Below are 20552 nucleotides of genomic sequence, written 5' to 3' on the forward strand. Positions count from 1 at the left end.
CTCTAGCAGGTATTGGCGGTCGCTAAGGTTCAAAGCGCCAGCTCGATGCCGACCGGACAATGATCGGAACCGGTCACGTCCGGCAGAATAAAGGCATCCTTGATCTGACCGGTCAAGGCCTGACTGGTCAGTACGTAATCAATCCGCCAACCGATGTTGTTGGCGCGGGCATTGGCGCGGTAGCTCCACCAGCTGTAAGCCACAGTATCGGGGTGCAGATGGCGGAAGCTGTCGATTAGACCTGCTTCAACAAAATTGCTGAAGCCGTCGATCTCGACTTGGGTATAGCCGGCAGACTTGTTGTAGTTGGCTTTGGGCCGGGCAATGTCGATGGCTTGATGGGCGACGTTGAAATCGCCGCAGGCAATTAGCGGTTTTTGGCTTTGCAGCTTTTGCATGTACGCCAAAAACTCTTTGTCCCAGGTCTGCCGATAATCCAGTCGCGCCAGGCCGTCGCCGGAGTTGGGCACGTAGACATTCAACAGATAAAACGTTTCGAATTCCGCGACGATGACCCGGCCTTCTTGGTCGTGCTCGGCGATGCCCATGTCGTGCACCACTTGCAGCGGCGGCTGCCGGCTCAATATCGCCACGCCGGAATAACCCTTGCGGTCGGCGGAATTGCTGTAAAGATGGTAGCCATCCACGCCTTCAAGGGCTTTTTTGACTTGATCGTCCTGGGCCTTGGTTTCTTGCAGTAGGACGCAATCGGCATCGAGCGCGGCCAGCGTTTCGGTAAAACCTTTAGTTTGCACGGCACGGATGCCGTTGACATTCCAGGAGATGATTTTCATAGACGATTCCGTTTGAATTGACTGAAGTAGCCGGGTATTTTAGCGGCTTGGCAATTGCCCAGCCACAAAGGAGATCCGGACCGTGAAAAACTGGCGCACACGCAAGCCTTGGTCGTCGCTGAATGAGGTGGCCACGGAACATCGATTGAACGCAGCCTTGAGTTGGCCCCATCTAATTGCGCTGGGCGTGGGGGCGATTGTCGGCACCGGCATTCTGACCTTGATCGGGGTTGGCGCCGCCAAAGCCGGGCCGGCGGTGATTTTGGCGTTTATCATCGCCGGCGTGATTTGCGCCTGCGCAGCCTTGGCTTATGCGGAAATGGTCACGCTTATGCCTGCCGCCGGCGGCGCTTACACCTATGCGTACATCGTCATCGGCGCGTGGGCGGCCTGGTTTGTGGGTTGGAGTTTGATTTTAGAATATTCGCTGGTGGTCAGCGCGGTAGCAGTCGGCTGGTCCGGTTACGCGGCGCCGCTGTTGCAAGAAGGACTAGGCGTGCCGATGCACTGGATGCAAGGCCCGGAACTGGGCGGGCTGATCAACCTGCCGGCCATTTTCATCATCCTGGTCGTCACCGCGCTACTGCTAGTCGGCACCAAGGAAAGCGCCAGCGTTAATGCCCTATTGGTGGTGGTAAAGCTCACCGCTTTGCTGGTGTTTATCGCGCTGGTGTTGCCGCTGTTGAACGTCGCCCATTTTCAGCCCTTCATGCCGTTTGGCTTCATCAAGACCCTGGGTGCGGACGGCGTGGAGCGCGGGGTGATGGCCTCGGCAGCCATCATCTTTTTCGCCTTTTACGGCTTCGATGCGATTGCCACTGCCGCCGAGGAAACCCGTAATCCAGACCGCGATTTGGCGCTGGGCATTGTCGGTTCGATGCTGATCTGCGTCCTGATTTATGTCGTCGTGGCGGTGGCGGCGCTGGGTGCTTTGGATTATCAGCGCTTCGCCGACAGCCCGGAACCCTTAGCGCTGATTTTGCGCGAGTTGGGCAAACCCAACGCCGCACGCTGGTTGGCGGCATCCGCGGTAATTGCTTTGCCGACCGTGGTGCTGGCGTTTTTCTATGGGCAAAGCCGGATTTTCTTTGCGATGGCCCGCGACGGTTTGTTGCCGCGCGGTCTGGCCAAGGTCTCGCACCGCGGCATGCCGGTGCGCACCGTGTTATTTACCGCCGTCATAGTCAGTATTATCGCCGGCCTATTTCCCTTGGCCGAGATCGCCGCACTGGCCAATGCCGGCACTTTGCTGGCCTTTATCACGGTGTCGGTCTGTATGCTGCTATTGCGGCGCAGGCAGCCGGGATTGGTTCGGAAATTTTCGGCACCCATGGCCTGGGTTCACCGGACCGATTGCGATAATCGGCTGCCTGTATCTATTTATTAGCCTGCCGACTACCACCCAGCTGTATTTTCTGTTCTGGAATTTGATAGGGGTTGCGGTCTATTACTGGTATGGCTCGCGGCAAACCGCAAAGACGGGCTAATACCTGCCTTTGCTCTAGTTCAGTTATGGAGGGGACTTCTGAAAATTAAAAAACCTCCTTCTCCCTCCGGGAGAAGGTTGGGATGAGGGGAATAAAACCAATTATTTACATCCATCAGCCTAGCCCTCTCCCAGAGGGAGAGGGCTGTTTATAGCTTCCCTAGAGACATCACATCTTCAACTTACTGAATTGCGCTTCGAATTCTTCCAGCGACATCGCCCCGCTCTTTCCCACACGCTGATGGCCAGCGTCGAAGAAATAAGTTCTGGGTAATTCGCCGTACCAGGCCGGGTCGATTTCGTAACGCAGCTTTTCCGGATTGTCCGAAGCAAACGCCCAGTTCTCCAGCCCGCCCAACTTGTGGCTATCAATAATCCGCTTAATCTCCGGCAAGGCTTCCGCGTCATCTGTGGCTAACATGACGATTTTCAAAGCCGGATGTTTCTCATGCAGTTTACCTAGGATGTCCATGTCCTTCAGACAGGATGGACAATCCACCGACCAGATCGCCAGCATTAAAGGCTGATTGGGGCTTGCCGCCAAAATCTGTTGGTAACTGCCGGGGATGAAGGGTTTTATTTCGACCTGATCCGCCCAAACCGCGTTACTGCCAATTAGGTTTAAAGCTAGACCAACCAGAATGGTTCTTATGTTCATAGTATCCTTATTAAATAAGCTGCTATCGCAGGCCGATTGTAGACATCAAAATCAGCAAGCACCTTAACGCCAGTTAGGACGACATTCAAGCCTAAACGGAGGATGTGACGACAAAGTTGCTGTCGTCTAAATCCAATCCACGGAACATCGTTTTTTAACATAGTTTTATTTTTTGTTTCTGCATGCCTGACCCTTTGTGACTAGACACTTAATAATTTCACTACGCAAGCACCTCAATCTTTTATAAGCCGGTGTGCACATCAAATTGTTGAAAATATTTAACTATTCAGCATCTTGTAAATATCTCGCTGGTTTAAAGGATATGGGTCCCAAGCATAGTGTCTTGGAATAACGAGGCGTATCACCCAAAAAAAACCAAAAAATCAGTCAAATAACACAGTTTATTAAAAATAAGCCGCAACTATTAATTATTTATCAATAAAATCAAAGCCATTTAATCTTGGCCCCAATCTTGCCGGAATTTCGGAATATCTTTTATCCGGAAAACCTGTTGGCTATCAGCAAGATCAAGCTCTGAGAATCGCTAAAAGTGATTAGATCAGAAGGCTAAAAAACTTAGCAATAATCCAGAAATAATAATTACAACCGAGATTAAACGTGAAAAATCAATCCGAAACACTTGAGAAATCAGCACATCATAGATTGCCGATGCGTTCTTTATTGTCTACTGCTGTTCTGCTGGCCATTACCAGCAATTTAGCCATCGCTGAAACACAGAAGAAAAGTACTGGCGACGCGACGAAACATGCGGCAAAAAATGCAGAAGCTTCCAAGCCAACGGACCAGTCCATTGTTAGCGATAGCCAAACAGCATCAAAACTAGTGTCGTCGGAAACTCCTGCCGCGGGCAGTAACACCAAAGACGAGGTGATGGAAGAAATGGTGATCACCGGTGAAGTGGCGAAAGACTCGCATTTCACCTCGCCATCCACCCGCTTATCACGCGCCGAAATTGAACGGCAAAACGCCCAAACCACTGAAGAAGCCGTTAAGTACCAACCCAGCTTGCAAATTCGCCAACGCTACATCGGCGACCCCAATGGCGTATTGGGTATCCGTGGTGCTGACATGTTCTCAACGGCCAGAAACATGGTTTACGCCGACGGCCTACCCCTGCACAATCAACTGCAAGCTTCTTTCAACGGTGCGCCGCGCTGGTCCATGGTGGGCCCAAACGAAATCGACGCGGTTGACGTAGTTTACGGTCCTTTTTCCGCGGAATACAGCGGCAACTCTATCGGTGGTGTGGTAAATATCAAAACTCACATGCCGATGAAAGAAGAGTACTACGGAGAAACCAGCTACTTCGTGCAGCCTTGGGAGAACATTGGCGCGGATAGCGGCACCTTTGACGGCAATCGGCAATATTTCTCGTACGGCAACCGCCTGGATAAATGGTCGGCGCTGCTTTCCTATAATCGCTTGGAAGCGGAAAGCCAGCCGATGAGTTACTTCATCGATAATACCGGTTTGCGCAATCCTACCGGCGTAACGACCGCAGTAAATGGCGCAGTACCGACACTGGACACCCGCGGCACTCCCAGTTACATCTACGGTGACACTGGCCCTGAATTGGTCAATACAGACTTGGTTAAACTTAAAGTAGGTTACGACATCACGCCGGATTTGCAGGCCATCTTTACCGGTGCGTTCGAGGAACGTACCCGCAAATCCGAAAAACCGCGCAATTATCTGACCTCTGCAAACGGCAACGCTTATTACGGCGATAACAATAACAACTCTCGTGACGCCGTTTATGGGGGAAGAGCGTTCAACGTGTTGAACAGCGGCTTCGGGCCGTCCGATGACGAAAGGCAAACCATGCAAATCGGCATGCAGGTTAAAGGCGCCATCACCGACACCTGGGATATCGACACCACGTTCAGCTACTTGGATGTAATCAAAGACGAGCGCAGAACCGCTTTTTTTAATCCCGACGATCCGCGCAACCAAAACACGGGCCAGTTGCAAGTGTTTGACGACTTCAATTGGAAAAACTACGACCTGAAATTGAGCACCCGGGAGTTTTTAGGCTGGAAGCCGTTGGAGTTCTTGGGTGGTTACCACTTCGACAACTACAACATGAACTTCAAACAGTTCTCCTATAACAGCTATTCAGCCGATCAGATAGGCTCAGAAACCATAGGTCGGCGCAATCAAGGCGAAGTAACCACCAATGCTATGTTTGGTCAGTTCGCGTATCACTTTGCGCCAGACTGGGATTTGACATTGGGCGCGCGTTACGAATGGTGGCTGGCGTCAAGTGGCGTGGGTTCTAACCGTGCATTGTCAGATCGTAGCGACGATGCCATCTCCCCGAAAGCATCGTTGGGATTTGAGCCGTCCAATTGGAAATTCCGTTATTCGTTTGGTCGCGCCTACCGCTTCCCGGTCATCGCCGAGATGTATCAAAACCTGCAATCGCCGACAAGCATAACAACAGCTAACGCCAACCTAAAAGCGGAGGACGGCTGGCATCATAACTTCATGATCGAATACGGATTGGATAACGGTTACGTGCGGGTCAATGTGTTCCGCGACGATATTCGCAATACCATCCAACAGGTTAGACGCGCAACCGGCATCCTGACAGAGAATGCCTTCCAAAACATTCCCGCCACCAGCACTACCGGCGTGGAGTTGGTGTATGACCAGGCTCGTGTTCTCGATTCTGACTTCGATCTTAATTTCAACGCTACCTGGATGAACGCTATTGTGGAAGACGGCGGGCCGGACATTAACTTTCAAGAAGCGGATGGCTCGCTCACTCGCTTTAACCTGACCGGCAAAGAACGTATCCGCTTGCCGGAATGGCGTTTTAATGCGCTGGCGACCTATCATGTGAACGAAGCACTGGATGTCTCGATGGCGGGCCGGTATACCAGCGACTCATACAACGATATCGATAACAAAGATCACGTCAACAATGTATTCGGCGCGCAAGACGGATTTTTCTTCCTGGACTTCAAAACCAGTTACCGCTTCAAATACGATTTGCTCGGTAAACCCGCGAAAAGTCGCATCTCATTCGGTATCAACAACCTGACGGACAAAACGGCTTATGTGTTCCATCCTTATCCACAAAGAACGTTCTTTCTTGAAGGCGCAATAAGTTTCTAGTGATGAAAACGGCCAGTATCTATGACGTCCAAGTCTTACTGACTTGGTTCGCGTTCTTTAGATACTGGCTTCAACGATCAGCAAGTGTAAATGCGGAAATTTACCCTGGTATATTTCCGGTCTCGAAACTCCCGGACACAAGGCTTTAGCGAATTATTAACCCGGCCTTTAAACTCCCTGTAGCCGTCAGTCCCGCAAAAGCGGGAGCCGTTAGGCCGCGTAACGAATCCAGCATTATTACTGGGCTCCCGCCCGCAGGGGAACGACGATATTTAAGTGCATGATCAGCTAGCAACAGCTCTTTACGCCTTGCAGAGCTTATTTGAGGAATCTGAAAGTTCTCCGGACATGTCCAACACACCCAAGACTCACCCGCGTTTCAGGCGGGAATGAATATAATCCGACGATTCTGGCAAGATAGGATTTCGGCAAAAGCATCCACCCCATCCCCAACCTCTTTACAACCGATTTGATTTTTCGGATCCTATCGCCACAGCGTCCGACCTAGAATACACACCATGAAATCAAACCATCGCCTGCCAGCCTTAAGCCTAGCCCGCCGCCGTTTTCTAAAACTGACAGCAACCGGTCTGGCAACCGCCAGCGTGCCGGCTTCGGCACTGTTTCGCTTAACCAACCAGTGTCTCGATCCGGCCGGGACGCCGACATCAGCCCTGGAAACCGCCGCCTGGCAAGGCATAAATCCGGCTGACTGGTGGGATTGCCACACGCATATCGTCGGCTCCGGCGACGGCGGTAGCGGCATCACGCAAACACCGGATATGCACGCGCCGCTAAAGCACCCGGTGCAAACCCTGCAACAATGGGCCTACGCCAACGCAGCCTGCATCCCCGACACCGACCAAGACGCCGCATTCGTCAATCGCCTACGCGCACTGATGGACACCACGCCCAAGGGCGCCAAAGTCATGCTGTATGCCTTCGACCGCGCCCACGGCGCCAGCGGCGACCCGGATCATGCCAATACCGCATTTTTTGTCCCCAATGAGTACGCTCAGAGTCTGGCGCAAGCCTATCCGGAGCGCTTCGAATGGGTGGCCAGCATTCATCCTTATCGCCAGGATTGCGTGACGGTATTGGAAAAAGCCGTGGCGAGCGGCGCGCGTGCCGTCAAATGGCTGCCGCCGGCGATGGGCATAGACCCGGCTTCGCCGCAATGCGACCGGTTTTATAAAGCGGCTGCGCAATTGAACATCCCGATCATTACCCACGGTGGTGAAGAGAATGCGCTGCATGGCGCCGACCAGCCCTTGTTCGGCAATCCGTTGCGCTTGCGGCGGGCTCTCGATGCCGGCGTCCGGGTTGTGATCGCCCATTGCGCGACGTTGGGCACGGATGTGGATGAAGACGGCCGGGAAGTCAGAAGCTTTGATTTGTTTGCTAAGCTGATGACCGATAAACAATGGCAGGATAGGCTATTTGGGGATATTTCCGCGATTACCTTGCGCAATCGTGACATGGAAGTCATTAAGGCCTTGCTGACGGAAACAAGCTGGCATAGCCGATTGTTATATGGCTCGGACTACCCCCTGACCGGGATTTTGCCGTTGATTTCACCCGAAGCTTTTGCCAAAGCCGGCTTGCTGGCGGCAGACGCCATCGAACCGCTATTGGCCTTACAGGAATACCACCCCTTCCGCTTCGATTTTGTGTTGAAACGCAGTTTGGCCTGGCAGGGTAAACGTTTTGCGGAAGGCATCTTTGCGACTCGGCCGTTTTTTACGGGCCAACAACGTTAGAGTTAAAAGACTACCGCTACGCCAAAGCGCGTACTAGCATTGATAGCACCACGCCCTTGGAGTTAGCTATGCCCAGCCTTGTTGTTAGAAATCTTGATGAAACGCTAGTTAAGGCTTTGAAAGCCAGAGCTGCCGCCCACCATCGTTCCACAGAAGCAGAACATCGCGCCATCCTGGCGGAGGTTTTGACCGGGCCGCAACGGAAATCTTTTACGGAAGCGCTAGCCGCCATGCCCAATGTCGGCACGGATACTGACTTTCTGCGTGTTGATACCGAGAGCGATTTGGCTGATGTATTTGATTGACACGAATGTGATTAGCGAAATCCGCAAAGGCAGCAAGACAAATCCGGGCGTTAACCAGTTCTTTGCCGGCGTCGCCCAAAATGATCACAAGCTGTATATTTCTGTCGTCACCGTCGGTGAATTGCGGCGCGGCGTGGATCTGATTTATCACCGCGGCGATTTTAGCCAAGGCAAGTTACTCGAGAACTGGCTAAACCAGCTTATGCAGGAATATCGCCATCATGTCTTGCCTATGGACACCGAGATTGCGCTGGTTTGGGGGAAAATGCGCGTACCAAATCCTCAACACCCCTTGGATAAATTGATCGCTGCTACGGCGTTAATTTACGATCTTACCGTTGTCACCCGGCATGTTGGTGACTTTGCCGGCACCGGCACTCGGGTCCTCAATCCATTTACGGATTAAGCTATCGCCCGCAACAAATTCCCGTAAAACAAGGCCTTGCCGGTTTTGCTCTGCATCCAGAGCTGTTTTATTTCGATTTGGTTTTTAGCAAAGCATGGGGCGGCGGTGTTGGCCAAATCCGCCAATTCCACTTTCGGCGAGTAAGTATTCAGAATTAGAAACCCGCCGGGATTCATCAAGCCGCGCGCCGTTTCGATCAACTCGGCCAGCTGATTTTCCAGTTTCCATTTTTCGCCCTTGGCCCCCAAACCCCAGGCCGGCGGGTCCATGATGATGCCGTCGTAATGGTTACCGCGTTTCAATTCGCGCTTGGCAAATTTCAAGGCATCTTCCAGTACCCATTTAATGTCGGTCAGCCCGCTGCGCGCCATGTTGTCGTTGGCCCAATCCAACATCTGCTTGACTGAATCCACATGCACCACCTCCGCGCCATTCGCCCGCGCCACCAACGAGGCCGCGCCGGTATAAGCAAACAGATTCAACATTTTTTGCCCTGGCTGCAAATGTTCAGCGATAAACTTCCAGTTAGCCTGCTGCTCCGGAAATAAGCCGACATGTTTAAATTTGGTGAGTTTCAAGCCAAACTGCAATTGCTCATAGGCAATTTGCCAGTGGTCCGGTGAATTCGGCTTCAGACTTTTCCAGCTACCTTGGGTGGATGATAGCTCTACAAACTCCCAATGCGCCCTGTCCTGCCATTCTAGCCATGACCAACCCGGCTTGGACTGCGCTTGAATCTCCGGACGGATGGTTATCACCTCGCCCCAGCGCTCCAGTTTTTTACCGTCACCGGCATCCAGTAACTCGTAATCGGGCCAGCTAACCGCGTATTCCCGATCTTCATTTCCAGAAATTGCCACGCTACTAGCGGGTTTGCTTGCAGATGATTGGCGGTGAAGTTGGTGCTTGGACATAGCGGTGGGCAGATGCAGAGGATGGTTAAGCCGGCAATTTTATGCTCGAATGCGGCGGCACACCAACACTGACGGCGAACAGGCTAAGCAGAAACATCGTTTCGCCCGATTAACCTAATTGGACAGATAACATGGCTATGGCGCCCAGCGTGGTTTTGTCGGTTAAAAAACTCAGCTTATCGCCCTCGTCTTGCAAACCCAGGAGGTACAGCAAGGGCAGAAAATGCTCGTCCGTAGGAATAGCCAAAGTTGCATCGCTTAACTCGCGGTATTTGATTACAGCGCGGTGATCGCCATCGATAAGCAGCTGTTTAACCCGTTCGGCAAACGTTACGGCCCAGTCATGGGCAGTATCCCGCCAAATCGCTGCCTGCAAGTTATGCACGATGTTGCCGCTGCCGACGATCAAAACACCTTCATCGCGCAGCCAGCGCAAGGCTTTGCCCAGTTGATAGTGTTCTTCCGGCAACTTATTGCTATCCAGACTGAGTTGCAACACTGGAATATCTGCGTCTGGATACAGATGGCACAAAATCGACCAGGTGCCATGATCCAAGCCCCAGTTCTGATCGAGTTGGACGTCTGGCATCTCAGACTGAATTTTTGTAGCCAAATCCGGACTGCCCGGCGCCGGATAGGCAAAATCGAATAAGGCTTGCGGAAAGCCGTAAAAGTCGTGGATGGTCCGGGGCTGCGGCATCGCGGTAATCCAAGTACCCTTGGTTTGCCAGTGTGCGGAGACAGATAAAATGGCCTTGGGCCTGGGCAGGCTTTGTCCCAGCGCCGCCCAAGCTCGACTGAATTCGCTCTCTTCAATCGCATTCAACGGGCTGCCGTGACCGATGAATAAGGCCGGCATCCTTGGCAAGTTGCGGTTGTCAGGCTTGGCCGAATTCATCGTCTCTACTCCCATGAAAATCTTCTGTAAGCTACTAAGCGGCTGCGTTAAAGCGACCGGCCTGGTAATCGTCTATGGCTTGCTCAATCTGCTCGCGGGTATTCATCACAAACGGCCCGTGTTGCACGATAGGCTCGCGTAGCGGCGCGCCAGCCACCAATATCAAGCGGCTGTCTTGCTTGGCTTGCAAGATCACCCCATCCGCCACCGTATCGTTGTTCAAAACGCCCATGCGTTGCGCGGAAACCGCCCGCTCGGCCACAGCCACTTCGCCGTGATACACATAGAAAAAAGCGTTATGGCCAACGGGCAGAGACTGACTGAAACTAGCGCCAGCCGGTATATGCACATCCAGAAACAGCGGTTCGGTATCAGGCCGTTGAATCGCCCCCGCTGCGCCATGGCTACTGCCGGCTATCACCCGCACCTTGACGCCGTCAGCCGTGACAAATTCCGGAATCTGCTCGCTTTGCACGTCTTTGTAACCCGCCGACTGCATCTTCTCGGCGGCAGGCAGATTGATCCACAACTGAAAGCCTTCCAGCAAGCCGTCTTTTTGCTCGGGCATTTCCGAGTGAATAATCCCGCGCCCGGCGGTCATCCATTGAATGCCGCCGGTTTCCAACAAGCCTTGATGACCGGCATTGTCGCTATGCCGCATCCGCCCGGCAATCAAATAGGTCAAAGTCTCGAAACCCCGATGCGGATGGTTCGGAAAGCCGGCGATGTAATCGTTAGGTTTATCGCTGCCGAAGGCATCCAGCATCAAAAACGGATCGAGACGTTGCTGTAAAGCCTGACCCAACACCCTGGTCAATTTCACGCCGGCGCCGTCCGAAGTCGCGTGCCCCACCACCAGTTGTTCGATAGCGCGCGAATGCTGAACCACATCGGTTTTAACTGTTTCTGTGTTCATCACTAATCTCCCATAATCAGGTTAACGATCAGGCTGCCAACGCGGCGATTTGGCTGGCGGCGGCTTGCAGGGCAAGTTGCTCGGCGGCGTCGCCCTTCGCCAAATTTTCCGCATAAACAAAGGTGACATCGGTCATACCCAAAAATCCCAGGACGGTGCGTAAATAAGCACTTTGACTATCCGTCTCGGTGCCGCTGTGTTTGCCGCCGGCGGTTTGGATGACATACACCTGTTTGTTTTTCAGCAAGCCTTCCACGCCGTTTTCAGTGTATTGAAACGTCACTCTGGCGCGGGCGATAGCGTCTATCCAGGCTTTCAATTGTGCCGGAATGCCGAAGTTATACATCGGCGCAGTCAACACCACGATGTCGGCTTGTTGAATTTCGGCAATTAACGCGTCGTCCAGCGCTACCCGTTGTGCTTGTACAGGGCTACGCTGTCCGGCGGGCGTGCTCAACGCAATCAAAGCCGCTTCATCGAGCAATGGATGCGGAGTTTTCGCCAAGTCGCGCACGGTCAATTGCGCACCCGGTGCTTGCTGGCGTAAACCGGCAACCAAATTGTCGGCCAGGCGGCTGGAATACGCGTTTTCGGCGCGGATGCTGGAGTTAATTTGCAGAATGTTCATTTAAGTCTCCCAAAGGTGTTGAAGTTGGGTTGACTATACGCCTGGATAATATTGGGCAGAAGACCGGAAAATGGATAACATTGTTCCACTGGAGGAACAATAATGCAGATAGAACCTAACGACCTGTGGCTATTCGCCAAAATTGCCGATGCCGGCAGTTTTTCTAAAGCCGGCGAATTGCTGGGCTTGCCCAAATCTACCCTGTCGCGACGTATCAGCAATCTGGAAAAACAGCTGGGCGAACGTCTGCTGCAACGCACCACCCGGCAACTGAATCTAACCGAATTTGGCTTGCGCTTGCTGCAACATGGCCGGCAAGTGGGCGAAGAAATCGAAGCGGCGATGGCCTTGGCGCAACACCGGCAAATCCAGCCTAGCGGTGTGCTGCGCATCTCGATGCCTAACGACTTTGCCAATCTGTTTCTGGCGCCCTTGCTGGCCAAATTCAGCGATACCTACCCGGCCATTGCCTTAGAAATCGATCTATCCGCGCGGCGGGTGGATTTGCTTAGCGAGAGTATTGATTTGGCGATTCGGATGGGCGATCTGCCTGACGACGCCACCTTAACGGCCAAGCGCCTGAACCTGCAAACCTGGGGTTTGTATGCGTCCCAAGCCTATTTGCATAAACGCGGCACACCTAAGCATCCTGAAGAATTATTAGCACACGATGCCCTCAGCCTGCTAGCCGGCAATCGGGAAGCGCCGGCCTGGCGTTTGACGAGGGGCGAACAACAATGGCTGGGCATGCCGCCGGTACGCATTAAAGCCAACTCGCCGGAATTATTGGTCAAACTGGCCATGCAGGACCAAGGCATCGTCGCCGCGCCGGACTCTTACGCCAACACTTCCGTGCCGAACCAGGAACTGGTGCGCGTGCTGCCGGAATGGTGCTTGCCGCAAACCACGGCTTGGCTGGTGTTCCCCGGCCGACGTTTGATGCCGACCAAAACCCGGGTGTTTATCGATTTTTTGGAAACGCATTTAAAAGCCTTTGCATGAAACGTTATAGGCAACTGGGTAAACCGCAAAGCCGCCTGGCCGCATAGCTTATTTGTTTGACTGAAATTACCCGTGTCTATAGAATCCGCGTGGCCTAACGCATGGTTAGGAAGCCTGTCATTTCAACAATTCAAGGAAAATTCATGTTTAGATTTTTGGCTATTTCACGCGGCATCGCTCTGTTAGGCGGGATGATGGCGATTGGCTCTGCCCAGGCGACCGTGGTTGCCGGCTCCGACTTTGTCAAGACCGCAACTACTCATTACGTTATTAACTCAGCGGAAAGCTTTGCTACCTACACCCCCTCTTTTATCGTAATCGGCGCAGATGGCTCAGAGCCAAGTGAGAACTTTGGGCCGTTCAGCATAGCCGGTTCATTTGACGTCGAACGCTATCAAAGTACGGCGAGCCCTTCTGCAACGCCGGCAAGCGGTCAAATTACCAACAAACTATTGTTTACCAATGCCCATGTCACGCTGAACGGCGCAACCCATAGCTTCGACTTTCCGAGCTTTTTTAGTGGCATGACCAGTGACACGGCATTTCAAACCTTGATCGTCCCGGATGTTTGCTCGAGCCTTCCGGGCAGTTCCTGCACGACCAATCCCAATCCAAACCCGTCTTTTTGGTCCGGAACATTGAGCAATCAATCGATAACGATTGTCGGCTTCGCGGCGGTAGATAACATAAAAGCGGGTTACACCTATCAGATAGCCGCTTCCGTGGTCCCGTTGCCGGGAGCCGTCTGGCTGTTTGCTTCAGCCCTAGGAATGGCCGGCATCACGCAAAGAAAACAGCGAGTCATTAAATAGTTCGCAAGGCATCGGATCTGCCTATGGCTTTGCATCTTGCTGGATTGATGCAAAGCCATGCGTTTGCCTGATCCTAACAGGCGTGTTTCCAGCTAATGTCCGGCTGCAGCCAAGCGGGGTATGAAGACGGCATCCTGCTCAAGCAATCGAGATTCCAGAGCAAAACCTTGTAACTCCACTTGGATATTCCGATCCGGTGCCGCTTGCAGGAAATCGCTTAGCGTTTCCAGAATGTCGTGATCGATAAACAAGGCTTTGCCACCATCAACGATCAATTCACTATCATCGGCGATACTGCCGAGATAATTACGAAGCAAGGCTTTATTTAAAAAAGACACGTCCTTGTGCAGCCTCAGCAAGTAGTTGGGCCCATGTTGGGTTAAGGTGATAGCCGCATGGAAATTGGCCCGCAATACGAAAAAAATACCGCACACCATGCCTATCGCGATACCTTCCAACAAGTCGGTAAATAAAATCGCGAACACGGTGATCGCAAACGGCACAAATTGATTCAGACCTTTTTGGTAAAACTCCACAAACATGGCCGGCTTCGCCAGCTTGTAACCGGTTTGCAGCAAAATCGCCGCCAGACAGGCTAATGGGATCATGTTCAGAAAATGCGCGAAAAACAATACGCTGATCAATAACAGCACCCCATGGAAAAAACTGGATACCCGGGTTTGGCCGCCCGCATTGATGTTGGCCGAGCTGCGCACAATCACGGCCGTGATCGGCAAGCCGCCCATCAAACCACTGAGCAGGTTGCCCAGGCCCTGGGCTTTCAATTCGCGATTGGTCGGCGAAACGCGTTTATGCGGGTCGAGCTTGTCCACCGCTTCGACGCTTAGCAGGGTCTCCAGGCTGGCGATGATGGCCAGAGTCAGCGCGATGCTATAAATCTTGGGATTGCCGAGATAGCTGAAATCCGGCAAGCGCAACTGGTTAACAAAATTACCGGTGGAACCCAGTTCCGGCAAAGATACCAGATACTTGACGCCGATAGACCATTCCGGCGCCGCCGCCAAGGCCCAGGCATTGAAAGATACTCCCCAAATCACCGCCAATAGCGGCCCCGGAATCATCCGTAAGGCATTAAATTGTTTGATGAAAGCGCTTTCCCAAAAAATTAGAATCAACAAGGCTACGCAAGCCACCAGGGTCGCGCCGGGCGAAATACCGTGCAAGGATTGCGTAAACTCGATGAAACTGGAGCCGGCGGTATCCGGCATATAACTCTCATCCGCCGCGTAGCCTTCATCGTAACCTGTCGCGTGCGGGGTTTGCTTGATGATCAGGATCATGCCGATAGCCGCCAACATACCTTTGATCACCGCGGTAGGGAAAAACGCCGCAATCGCCCCGGCCCGAACGAAACCGAACAGGATTTGGAAAATCCCGGCAAACATCAGGCTCAACAAAAAAGCCTTGTAATTGCCCAAGGTTTCGATGGCGTTGAAGACGATGACCGTCAGGCCCGCCGCGGGGCCGGAGACGCTGAGCTGCGACCCGCTACACCACGACACGACGATACCACCGATCATGCCGGCGATAACCCCGGCGAATAAAGGTGCGCCGGACGCCAACGCGACACCCAGACACAAGGGCAAGGCCACCAGAAACACCACGATGCTGGCCGAAAAATCCTGACGAAAATATTTCAGGTAATCATTAAACTGCATTTTCATAGACGGTCTCCGTGCGGGTAACTGGGAGCCTTAATGGGCGTATTGGTAGATGTTGTGAATCGGCGACGTGGCGTCGATGTGTATCAATTCATTCAGCAAACCATCGTGCAAACCGTATACCCAGCCGCGCAAACTGACTTTTTGACCGGACATCCAGGCCGATTGCACGATAGAAAGCTGGGCCAGACGTTGCACTTGTTCAATGACATTCCATTCGATCAATTTGTTGAGTTTGCGTTCGGGCTGCAAATTGTCCAGTTCGTCTTGGTGCAAACGATACACTTCCTTGATGTGCGTCAACCATTTGTTGGCAATAGCCAAATCACCGCGTTGTTGGCGCAATGCCGCTTCCACGCCGCCACAGCCGTAATGACCGCAGACAATCACATGCTTAACCTTTAAGGCGTTAACCGCGTACTGCAACACGCTTAAACCGTTGAAATCGGTAGTGATGACTTGATTGGCAATATTGCGATGCACGAATATTTCGCCGGGTTGGGCGTGGACAATGGTGTCGACCGGCACGCGGCTATCCGAACAGCCTATCCATAAAAACTCCGGATGTTGCTCCTTGGCCATATTGACGAAGTACTTCGGCTGTTTGCCGGTCATGGCTTCCGCCCAGGCTTTGTTTTCCAGCAGTAATTTATTGGGAGTCTGCATAAACCCCTCCTCTTGAGTCTTTGCGATTAATCGATGCGATTCTTGGGCGTCGCACTAAAGCAACCGGTATAGATCGATATCTTGCCGGCGGCGAGCTAATAATAGCGAATCGAAATTTTTACGCAAGCAATAAAGTTTCGAATCGCTACCTAATGACACCAACAACGGATCAGATTAGCCGTGAAGCGCGCTGCTCAGGCCGGGCGAGCAGTGCGTAGAGGACAGGCAGGATGATTTAGGGATGTGACAAATTTAAAACGGGTATGCTCTACCAGGGCAAGGCGGAGCCGTCATACTTAACAAACCGGCCGGTATCGGCCAAACTGAAATTGTCGATCACTTTACGCATGCCGGACACGCTTTCTTCAGCATCAATCAAGCCGTTCGGCCCACCCATATCGGTTCTGACCCAGCCCGGATGCAGAATCAACACACCAACCGCTGCCGACCGCAAATCGATGGACAGGCTTTTCAAAGCCGCATTCAAACCGGCCTTGCTGGAGCGATACAAGATGCTGCCGCCGCTGGTGTTGTCGGTCATGCTGCCCATCAAGCTGCTCAAGGTCACGATCAAACGTTTGTCGCTGCGTTGCACCTGCGGCAAGAAGGCTTCGGCCAATTTGAGTGGCGCCATCACATTGACCGCCAGCACGCTCGCCCAGATTTGGTAGTCAAGTTGCCCAAAACCGCGACCGGCTTGGTCGCCGTATACGCCGGCATTGTTCAGCAACACATCGATTTTGCAGTCGGATAGTTTGCTTGCCAGCGCATCGATTTGATTGAAATCCGCTACATCCAGCGTCTCGATTTGAATGTGCGGATATTGTTGGGCAAGTGCGGCCAATTGTTCGGCCTTGCCCGGGTTACGGCAGGCTGCGATGACTTTATAATCGGCCGCAGCATATTGCCTGCAAAATTCCAAACCCAAGCCGCGATTGGCACCGGTGATTAAAACAGTTTGCATCGTTACGTCTCCAAACGAGTGATTGAAAGAATTAGGGAAGCTTACGCGGTTTGCTGAGGTGTTTACCGCAATCTTGATCAGTAATTGCCGATTGAACTATTCGTATTTAGCCATGCCTCACCGACACAGTTTTAGCATGACATTCCGGGAGGCTACTATGCAAATGCAGTCAGTGAAATCCAACACTATCGAAGTGATCGGCTACGACGAACAAACCCACAAAATGCGGGTGTGTTTCAAAGATAAGCAAGCCCAAGATTTTTGCCACGTTCCTGAACACCTGTTCGCCGCCTTTCTGAACGCGCGCTCCAAAAATCGGTTTTATAAACGTCACCTACAGAACTTTTTTCCCTGCTGAGAAATACCAAGTCAACACCTTGAAGCGGCGGTAGAAACAGCTACCCAGGGTGCAGCTGCCGATACAGCTGCATCATACTCTGCACGATAGCTGGGTTGGAGCCATATAACACGCCGCAATGATTCAAAAATGTCGAGCCATCCGGATTTAACACCAGCGGTTTGCCGTGTATATCGCTAACCGGCGCGCCGGCTTCCTGGAACAAACAGGCTGTGGCGGCGTAATCCCAAACGCTGCCGCCGCCCTTATCCGGTTTGGGGAATTTGAAATAACACGCCGGAGCCTGCGTCAGCGCTTGGCAGGCATTCAAAGCCGCGCCGCCTTGCAGACGCAGCTTGGCGCCGGCATAGCCCAACTCAACGGCGATGCGTTCCAGTTCGGGCTGCGTAGCATGATACAACGGGTCCTGAGCAAAGCTTTTATCGGTGATGAAGGTCAGAGTTTGGGCTGGCGTTGCCGGCTTAAAAGGCTGTTGGTTTTGCCAGGCGCCCTGATCTTTAATCGAGCGATAAAGCGTGCGAGTCAACGGATCGTAAACCACACCGATCAATGCTTGTCCGGCGCGCGACACCAAGGCAATGGACACCGAGTAACCCGGCACACCTTCGATAAACGGCAAGGTGCCATCCAAAGGATCGATACACCAAAAATAATCCTTTTGCAGCCGCGCGCCGTCGTCGGGACTTTCTTCCGACAATAAGGCCAAATCGTATCTGACGCAGGTCGGCCGCAAGGTTTGCAAAATACTGTCCTGACTTAGGTGATCGATTTCCGTCACTACCTGAGCCGCCAGGCTGGTGCCGCCGTCTTTGGTATTGACCGCGACTGCGCGTTGCGCATGCCTGGCAATCAATGCTCCGGCCTGCATCGCCGCAGAAATAGCGGATTGGCCAAGTAAATACAGATCGTCCGTCGACAAGCGCATCGGTTCTCCTTGTAGTTTTATAATTGCGCGATGACTTGCCGCGCCAGCCGCTCGCTATAGCTGTTGGGGGACCAATAGCCGGGGTTCCAGCCTTTTAAGAAGCGGTGAAAATCGGTCCAAGCCAGCGGATACAAGGCCCGCCAATCTTGCTCCACGGCATCGGCATCTACGGGTTTCTGTTTGCGCCGCAACGCTTGTTGCAAGGCTTGAAAATAAATATCCAGCAATTCAGTCTCCCGACGCTGGCACTCGTCCTGCCCTAAGCAGCTATCTATGAAATACGCGACATCCTTGATCCCGCATCCGCCGCCAACATACTGAAAATCCACCGCCGCTACCCGGCTGCCGTCCGCCGAAAAACAGAAATTAGCCAATTTGGCATCGCCGTGGACGAAGGTTTGATAAGGGGTATCACGCAGCTTTTGATCTATCGCCGACGCGGCATTTTTCAAAGCAATATCCTGCAATGCCTCCAATTCGTTGGGCCGGGTTTGCAGATGCCAATAGGTGCCGGTGGGCCACAAACCCTTGGGCTTTTCGCCGATAAACGTGGCATGAAAATTTGCCAGCCATGCGAGGCAAGTACGTAATTCCTGTTCGCCGGCCCTAGAACGGCGTTGTGGAAATCCCACCGGGTGCAGGTCTTCCAAGACCATCACGATATCCTCGCCAAAGGTCTCGAATGCCAAATAAGCCGGCACACGGCAATCGGCGTCGCAATGCTTCGCCCAAGTTTGATACCAGACTGTCTCAATCTGATAAGAGCGTACTTTGCGTCGATGCGACAAATCTTCATTGGAACCGGGCGTTTGCAGACTTTGTGCCGACAGTTTTACGTGTTTGACTATCACGCTAGCGCTGTCGCCGCCGCTTAAACCGTAGCGAAAAATATAACCGTAGCCGCTCCATAGGCTTTGAATAGTCTCAAGTTGAAATGCATCATTGGCGCCGGAGGCCTTAAGCACGAGGTCGTGTATGGTATTTTGCATAGGGATGGTAAGTGCCTAAAGAATCGCTATTTTCCGGGAATACGCCGAACGAAAGCCAGGCTTACGTGTCGGATTGCGGTATCGTTGGTATAGTTCATACCGTCGCATCGCCAACACATTAAACATCACCGCCATGATACCGACCATGAATTTTGCATCCGATAATTGGGCTGGCGCGCACCCGGCCATTTCCCAACGCCTGTTGGCCGCTTCGGCGGGATTTTCGGCACCCTACGGCGCCAGCGCTCTGGATCGCCAAATCGAGCGACAGTTTAACGAGCTATTCGAACGGGAAGTCGCGGTCTATTTCGTCAGCACCGGCACGGCCGCCAACTCGCTGGCACTGGCTGCCGTCAACCGTCCGGGCGGCGTATCCTTTTGTCACCGCGAAGCGCATATGTTAGAAGACGAATGCGGCGCACCGGAGTTTTTTACCCATGGCGCGCGGCTGGCGCCGGTGGACGGCAACCATGGCAAAATCGCCCCCGACAATCTAAAAGCGGAAATCGAACGTTTCCCGCCCAATTTTGTGCATGCCGGCCAACCCATGGCCATTTCCATCACCCAAGCGACCGAAATCGGTACGCTTTATCAACCTGATGAGATTGCCGCTATCGCCGACATTGCCCAAACTTACGGTTTACCGCTGCATATGGACGGCGCGCGTTTTGCCAATGCACTGGTCTCGCTAGAGTTAACGCCTGCGGAAATGAGCTGGAAACTAGGGGTAGACATCGTCTCTTTCGGTGCCACCAAAAACGGTTGCTGGTGTGCGGAAGCCTTGGTGTTTATGAATCCGGCACAGGCAAAAGATTTGCCTTTTATCCGCAAGCGCGCTGCGCAACTGATGTCTAAAAGCCGGTTTATCGCCTGTCAGTTCGAGGCTTATTTAGACGAGGGGCTTTGGCTGGAACTGGCGCGCCACGCCAATGCGATGGCGGCACGTTTGCAAGACGGTATTATTAACTCGAAACACGCCCGACTGGCCTGGCATGCAGAAGCCAATGAAGTGTTTGCTGTATTAGATCAAGGGCATGCGGAACGTTTGCAACAACAAGGCGCGGTGTTTTATCCCTGGAATCCACCACGGGCGAACCCTGGTCTAGTAGATGACCAGGAAGTGTTGGTACGCTTGGTCACCAGTTTTGCGACGGAAGCGGAGCAAGTCGATGCCTTTATCGAGCTATTGGGCTGAGGGTTATCGATTTGCGCCGCTATCGTCCTAACCTCAACATTATCGTCCACCTG

General features: G+C 52.8%; 20 protein-coding genes. 9 read left to right on the plus strand and 11 right to left on the minus strand.

The features are described 5' to 3' along the window. Nucleotides 1-29: 29 nt before the first annotated feature. Nucleotides 30-794: an exodeoxyribonuclease III gene (locus G006_RS0110485; RefSeq protein WP_020483140.1), complete on the minus strand. Its 765-nt coding sequence runs from the start codon at nucleotides 792-794 to the stop codon at nucleotides 30-32. An 82-nt stretch (nucleotides 795-876) separates the two neighbouring features. On the opposite strand from G006_RS0110485, the gene G006_RS26650 reads away from it, so the two are divergent. Continuing rightward, nucleotides 877-2181 (plus strand): amino acid permease, encoded by a 1305-nt coding sequence (locus G006_RS26650; protein WP_200860433.1) that lies wholly within the window; start codon nucleotides 877-879, stop codon nucleotides 2179-2181. Between the two features lie 268 nt (nucleotides 2182-2449). Here the strand turns inward: G006_RS26650 and G006_RS0110495 are convergent, their stop codons facing one another. After that, on the minus strand, nucleotides 2450-2938 hold the full coding sequence (locus G006_RS0110495) for a TlpA family protein disulfide reductase (protein ID WP_020483141.1): 489 nt from the start codon (nucleotides 2936-2938) through the stop codon (nucleotides 2450-2452). Nucleotides 2939-3556: 618 nt separating this feature from the next. Here G006_RS0110495 and G006_RS0110500 point away from each other — a divergent pair. The 4 genes from G006_RS0110500 to G006_RS0110515 all read left to right on the plus strand — a co-directional run bounded on the left by G006_RS0110500 (nucleotide 3557) and on the right by G006_RS0110515 (nucleotide 8550). Next, entirely contained in the window at nucleotides 3557-6079 is a 2523-nt protein-coding gene (locus G006_RS0110500; RefSeq protein WP_200860434.1) for a TonB-dependent receptor, read from the plus strand. 518 nt (nucleotides 6080-6597) lie between these two features. After that, on the plus strand, nucleotides 6598-7839 hold the full coding sequence (locus G006_RS0110505) for an amidohydrolase family protein (protein WP_020483143.1): 1242 nt from the start codon (nucleotides 6598-6600) through the stop codon (nucleotides 7837-7839). 68 nt (nucleotides 7840-7907) lie between these two features. Beyond that, entirely contained in the window at nucleotides 7908-8144 is a 237-nt protein-coding gene (locus G006_RS0110510; protein ID WP_020483144.1) for a FitA-like ribbon-helix-helix domain-containing protein, read from the plus strand. Next, complete coding sequence (locus G006_RS0110515; protein ID WP_020483145.1) at nucleotides 8131-8550, plus strand: type II toxin-antitoxin system VapC family toxin; 420 nt, start codon at nucleotides 8131-8133, stop codon at nucleotides 8548-8550. The genes G006_RS0110510 and G006_RS0110515 overlap by 14 nt, the downstream gene beginning before the upstream one ends. On the opposite strand, the gene G006_RS25435 is transcribed toward G006_RS0110515, so the two are convergent. The 4 genes from G006_RS25435 to G006_RS0110535 form a co-directional block, all read right to left on the minus strand. Further along, entirely contained in the window at nucleotides 8547-9410 is an 864-nt protein-coding gene (locus G006_RS25435) for a class I SAM-dependent methyltransferase (RefSeq protein ID WP_235048852.1), read from the minus strand. The genes G006_RS0110515 and G006_RS25435 overlap by 4 nt on opposite strands. A 163-nt stretch (nucleotides 9411-9573) precedes the next feature. After that, nucleotides 9574-10362: a 4,5-DOPA dioxygenase extradiol gene (gene ygiD, locus G006_RS0110525; RefSeq protein ID WP_020483147.1), complete on the minus strand. Its 789-nt coding sequence runs from the start codon at nucleotides 10360-10362 to the stop codon at nucleotides 9574-9576. A gap of 34 nt (nucleotides 10363-10396) precedes the next feature. Beyond that, complete coding sequence (locus G006_RS0110530; RefSeq protein ID WP_020483148.1) at nucleotides 10397-11278, minus strand: pirin family protein; 882 nt, start codon at nucleotides 11276-11278, stop codon at nucleotides 10397-10399. A gap of 28 nt (nucleotides 11279-11306) precedes the next feature. Further along, entirely contained in the window at nucleotides 11307-11906 is a 600-nt protein-coding gene (locus G006_RS0110535) for an FMN-dependent NADH-azoreductase (RefSeq protein WP_020483149.1), read from the minus strand. A 102-nt stretch (nucleotides 11907-12008) separates the two neighbouring features. Between G006_RS0110535 and G006_RS0110540 the strand changes: the two genes are divergently transcribed. Next, nucleotides 12009-12908 (plus strand): LysR family transcriptional regulator, encoded by a 900-nt coding sequence (locus G006_RS0110540; protein WP_020483150.1) that lies wholly within the window; start codon nucleotides 12009-12011, stop codon nucleotides 12906-12908. Nucleotides 12909-13051: 143 nt separating this feature from the next. After that, nucleotides 13052-13720, plus strand: a complete 669-nt coding sequence (locus G006_RS0110545) for a hypothetical protein (protein ID WP_020483151.1) — start codon at nucleotides 13052-13054, stop codon at nucleotides 13718-13720. 92 nt (nucleotides 13721-13812) lie between these two features. Here the strand turns inward: G006_RS0110545 and G006_RS0110550 are convergent, their stop codons facing one another. The 3 genes from G006_RS0110550 to G006_RS0110560 all read right to left on the minus strand — a co-directional run bounded on the left by G006_RS0110550 (nucleotide 13813) and on the right by G006_RS0110560 (nucleotide 17032). After that, nucleotides 13813-15405 (minus strand): SulP family inorganic anion transporter, encoded by a 1593-nt coding sequence (locus G006_RS0110550; protein WP_020483152.1) that lies wholly within the window; start codon nucleotides 15403-15405, stop codon nucleotides 13813-13815. A gap of 30 nt (nucleotides 15406-15435) precedes the next feature. Next, nucleotides 15436-16068, minus strand: coding sequence for a carbonic anhydrase (locus G006_RS0110555; protein ID WP_020483153.1), 633 nt, complete (start codon nucleotides 16066-16068; stop codon nucleotides 15436-15438). Nucleotides 16069-16336: 268 nt separating this feature from the next. Then, the gene (locus G006_RS0110560) at nucleotides 16337-17032 is read right to left on the minus strand and encodes an SDR family oxidoreductase (RefSeq protein WP_020483154.1); all 696 of its coding nucleotides are present in this window, start codon (nucleotides 17030-17032) and stop codon (nucleotides 16337-16339) included. Between the two features lie 157 nt (nucleotides 17033-17189). On the opposite strand from G006_RS0110560, the gene G006_RS0110565 reads away from it, so the two are divergent. Continuing rightward, nucleotides 17190-17390, plus strand: a complete 201-nt coding sequence (locus G006_RS0110565; RefSeq protein ID WP_020483155.1) for a KTSC domain-containing protein — start codon at nucleotides 17190-17192, stop codon at nucleotides 17388-17390. Nucleotides 17391-17430: 40 nt separating this feature from the next. Here the strand turns inward: G006_RS0110565 and G006_RS0110570 are convergent, their stop codons facing one another. Beyond that, on the minus strand, nucleotides 17431-18315 hold the full coding sequence (locus tag G006_RS0110570; RefSeq protein ID WP_020483156.1) for a 3'(2'),5'-bisphosphate nucleotidase CysQ family protein: 885 nt from the start codon (nucleotides 18313-18315) through the stop codon (nucleotides 17431-17433). A 17-nt stretch (nucleotides 18316-18332) separates the two neighbouring features. Next, nucleotides 18333-19304, minus strand: coding sequence for an oxidoreductase family protein (locus G006_RS0110575; protein ID WP_020483157.1), 972 nt, complete (start codon nucleotides 19302-19304; stop codon nucleotides 18333-18335). A 145-nt stretch (nucleotides 19305-19449) separates the two neighbouring features. Here G006_RS0110575 and G006_RS0110580 point away from each other — a divergent pair, with 145 nt between their 5' ends. Further along, nucleotides 19450-20499 (plus strand): threonine aldolase family protein, encoded by a 1050-nt coding sequence (locus G006_RS0110580; RefSeq protein WP_020483158.1) that lies wholly within the window; start codon nucleotides 19450-19452, stop codon nucleotides 20497-20499. Nucleotides 20500-20552: the final 53 nt, after the last annotated feature.

The organism is Methylomonas sp. MK1 (assembly GCF_000365425.1).
GTDB lineage: Bacteria > Pseudomonadota > Gammaproteobacteria > Methylococcales > Methylomonadaceae > Methylomonas.

Bases quoted from the DNA above. Each gene is read 5' to 3' on its own strand.
- G006_RS0110485 (WP_020483140.1), bottom strand. From the start codon at position 794: ATGAAAATCATCTCCTGGAATGTCAACGGCATCCGTGCCGTGCAAACT.
- G006_RS0110495 (WP_020483141.1), bottom strand. From the start codon at position 2,938: ATGAACATAAGAACCATTCTGGTTGGTCTAGCTTTAAACCTAATTGGC.
- G006_RS0110505 (WP_020483143.1), top strand. From the start codon at position 6,598: ATGAAATCAAACCATCGCCTGCCAGCCTTAAGCCTAGCCCGCCGCCGT.
- G006_RS0110510 (WP_020483144.1), top strand. From the start codon at position 7,908: ATGCCCAGCCTTGTTGTTAGAAATCTTGATGAAACGCTAGTTAAGGCT.
- G006_RS0110515 (WP_020483145.1), top strand. From the start codon at position 8,131: ATGTATTTGATTGACACGAATGTGATTAGCGAAATCCGCAAAGGCAGC.
- ygiD (WP_020483147.1), bottom strand. From the start codon at position 10,362: ATGAATTCGGCCAAGCCTGACAACCGCAACTTGCCAAGGATGCCGGCC.
- G006_RS0110530 (WP_020483148.1), bottom strand. From the start codon at position 11,278: ATGAACACAGAAACAGTTAAAACCGATGTGGTTCAGCATTCGCGCGCT.
- G006_RS0110535 (WP_020483149.1), bottom strand. From the start codon at position 11,906: ATGAACATTCTGCAAATTAACTCCAGCATCCGCGCCGAAAACGCGTAT.
- G006_RS0110540 (WP_020483150.1), top strand. From the start codon at position 12,009: ATGCAGATAGAACCTAACGACCTGTGGCTATTCGCCAAAATTGCCGAT.
- G006_RS0110545 (WP_020483151.1), top strand. From the start codon at position 13,052: ATGTTTAGATTTTTGGCTATTTCACGCGGCATCGCTCTGTTAGGCGGG.
- G006_RS0110550 (WP_020483152.1), bottom strand. From the start codon at position 15,405: ATGAAAATGCAGTTTAATGATTACCTGAAATATTTTCGTCAGGATTTT.
- G006_RS0110555 (WP_020483153.1), bottom strand. From the start codon at position 16,068: ATGCAGACTCCCAATAAATTACTGCTGGAAAACAAAGCCTGGGCGGAA.
- G006_RS0110560 (WP_020483154.1), bottom strand. From the start codon at position 17,032: ATGCAAACTGTTTTAATCACCGGTGCCAATCGCGGCTTGGGTTTGGAA.
- G006_RS0110565 (WP_020483155.1), top strand. From the start codon at position 17,190: ATGCAAATGCAGTCAGTGAAATCCAACACTATCGAAGTGATCGGCTAC.
- G006_RS0110570 (WP_020483156.1), bottom strand. From the start codon at position 18,315: ATGCGCTTGTCGACGGACGATCTGTATTTACTTGGCCAATCCGCTATT.
- G006_RS0110575 (WP_020483157.1), bottom strand. From the start codon at position 19,304: ATGCAAAATACCATACACGACCTCGTGCTTAAGGCCTCCGGCGCCAAT.
- G006_RS0110580 (WP_020483158.1), top strand. From the start codon at position 19,450: ATGAATTTTGCATCCGATAATTGGGCTGGCGCGCACCCGGCCATTTCC.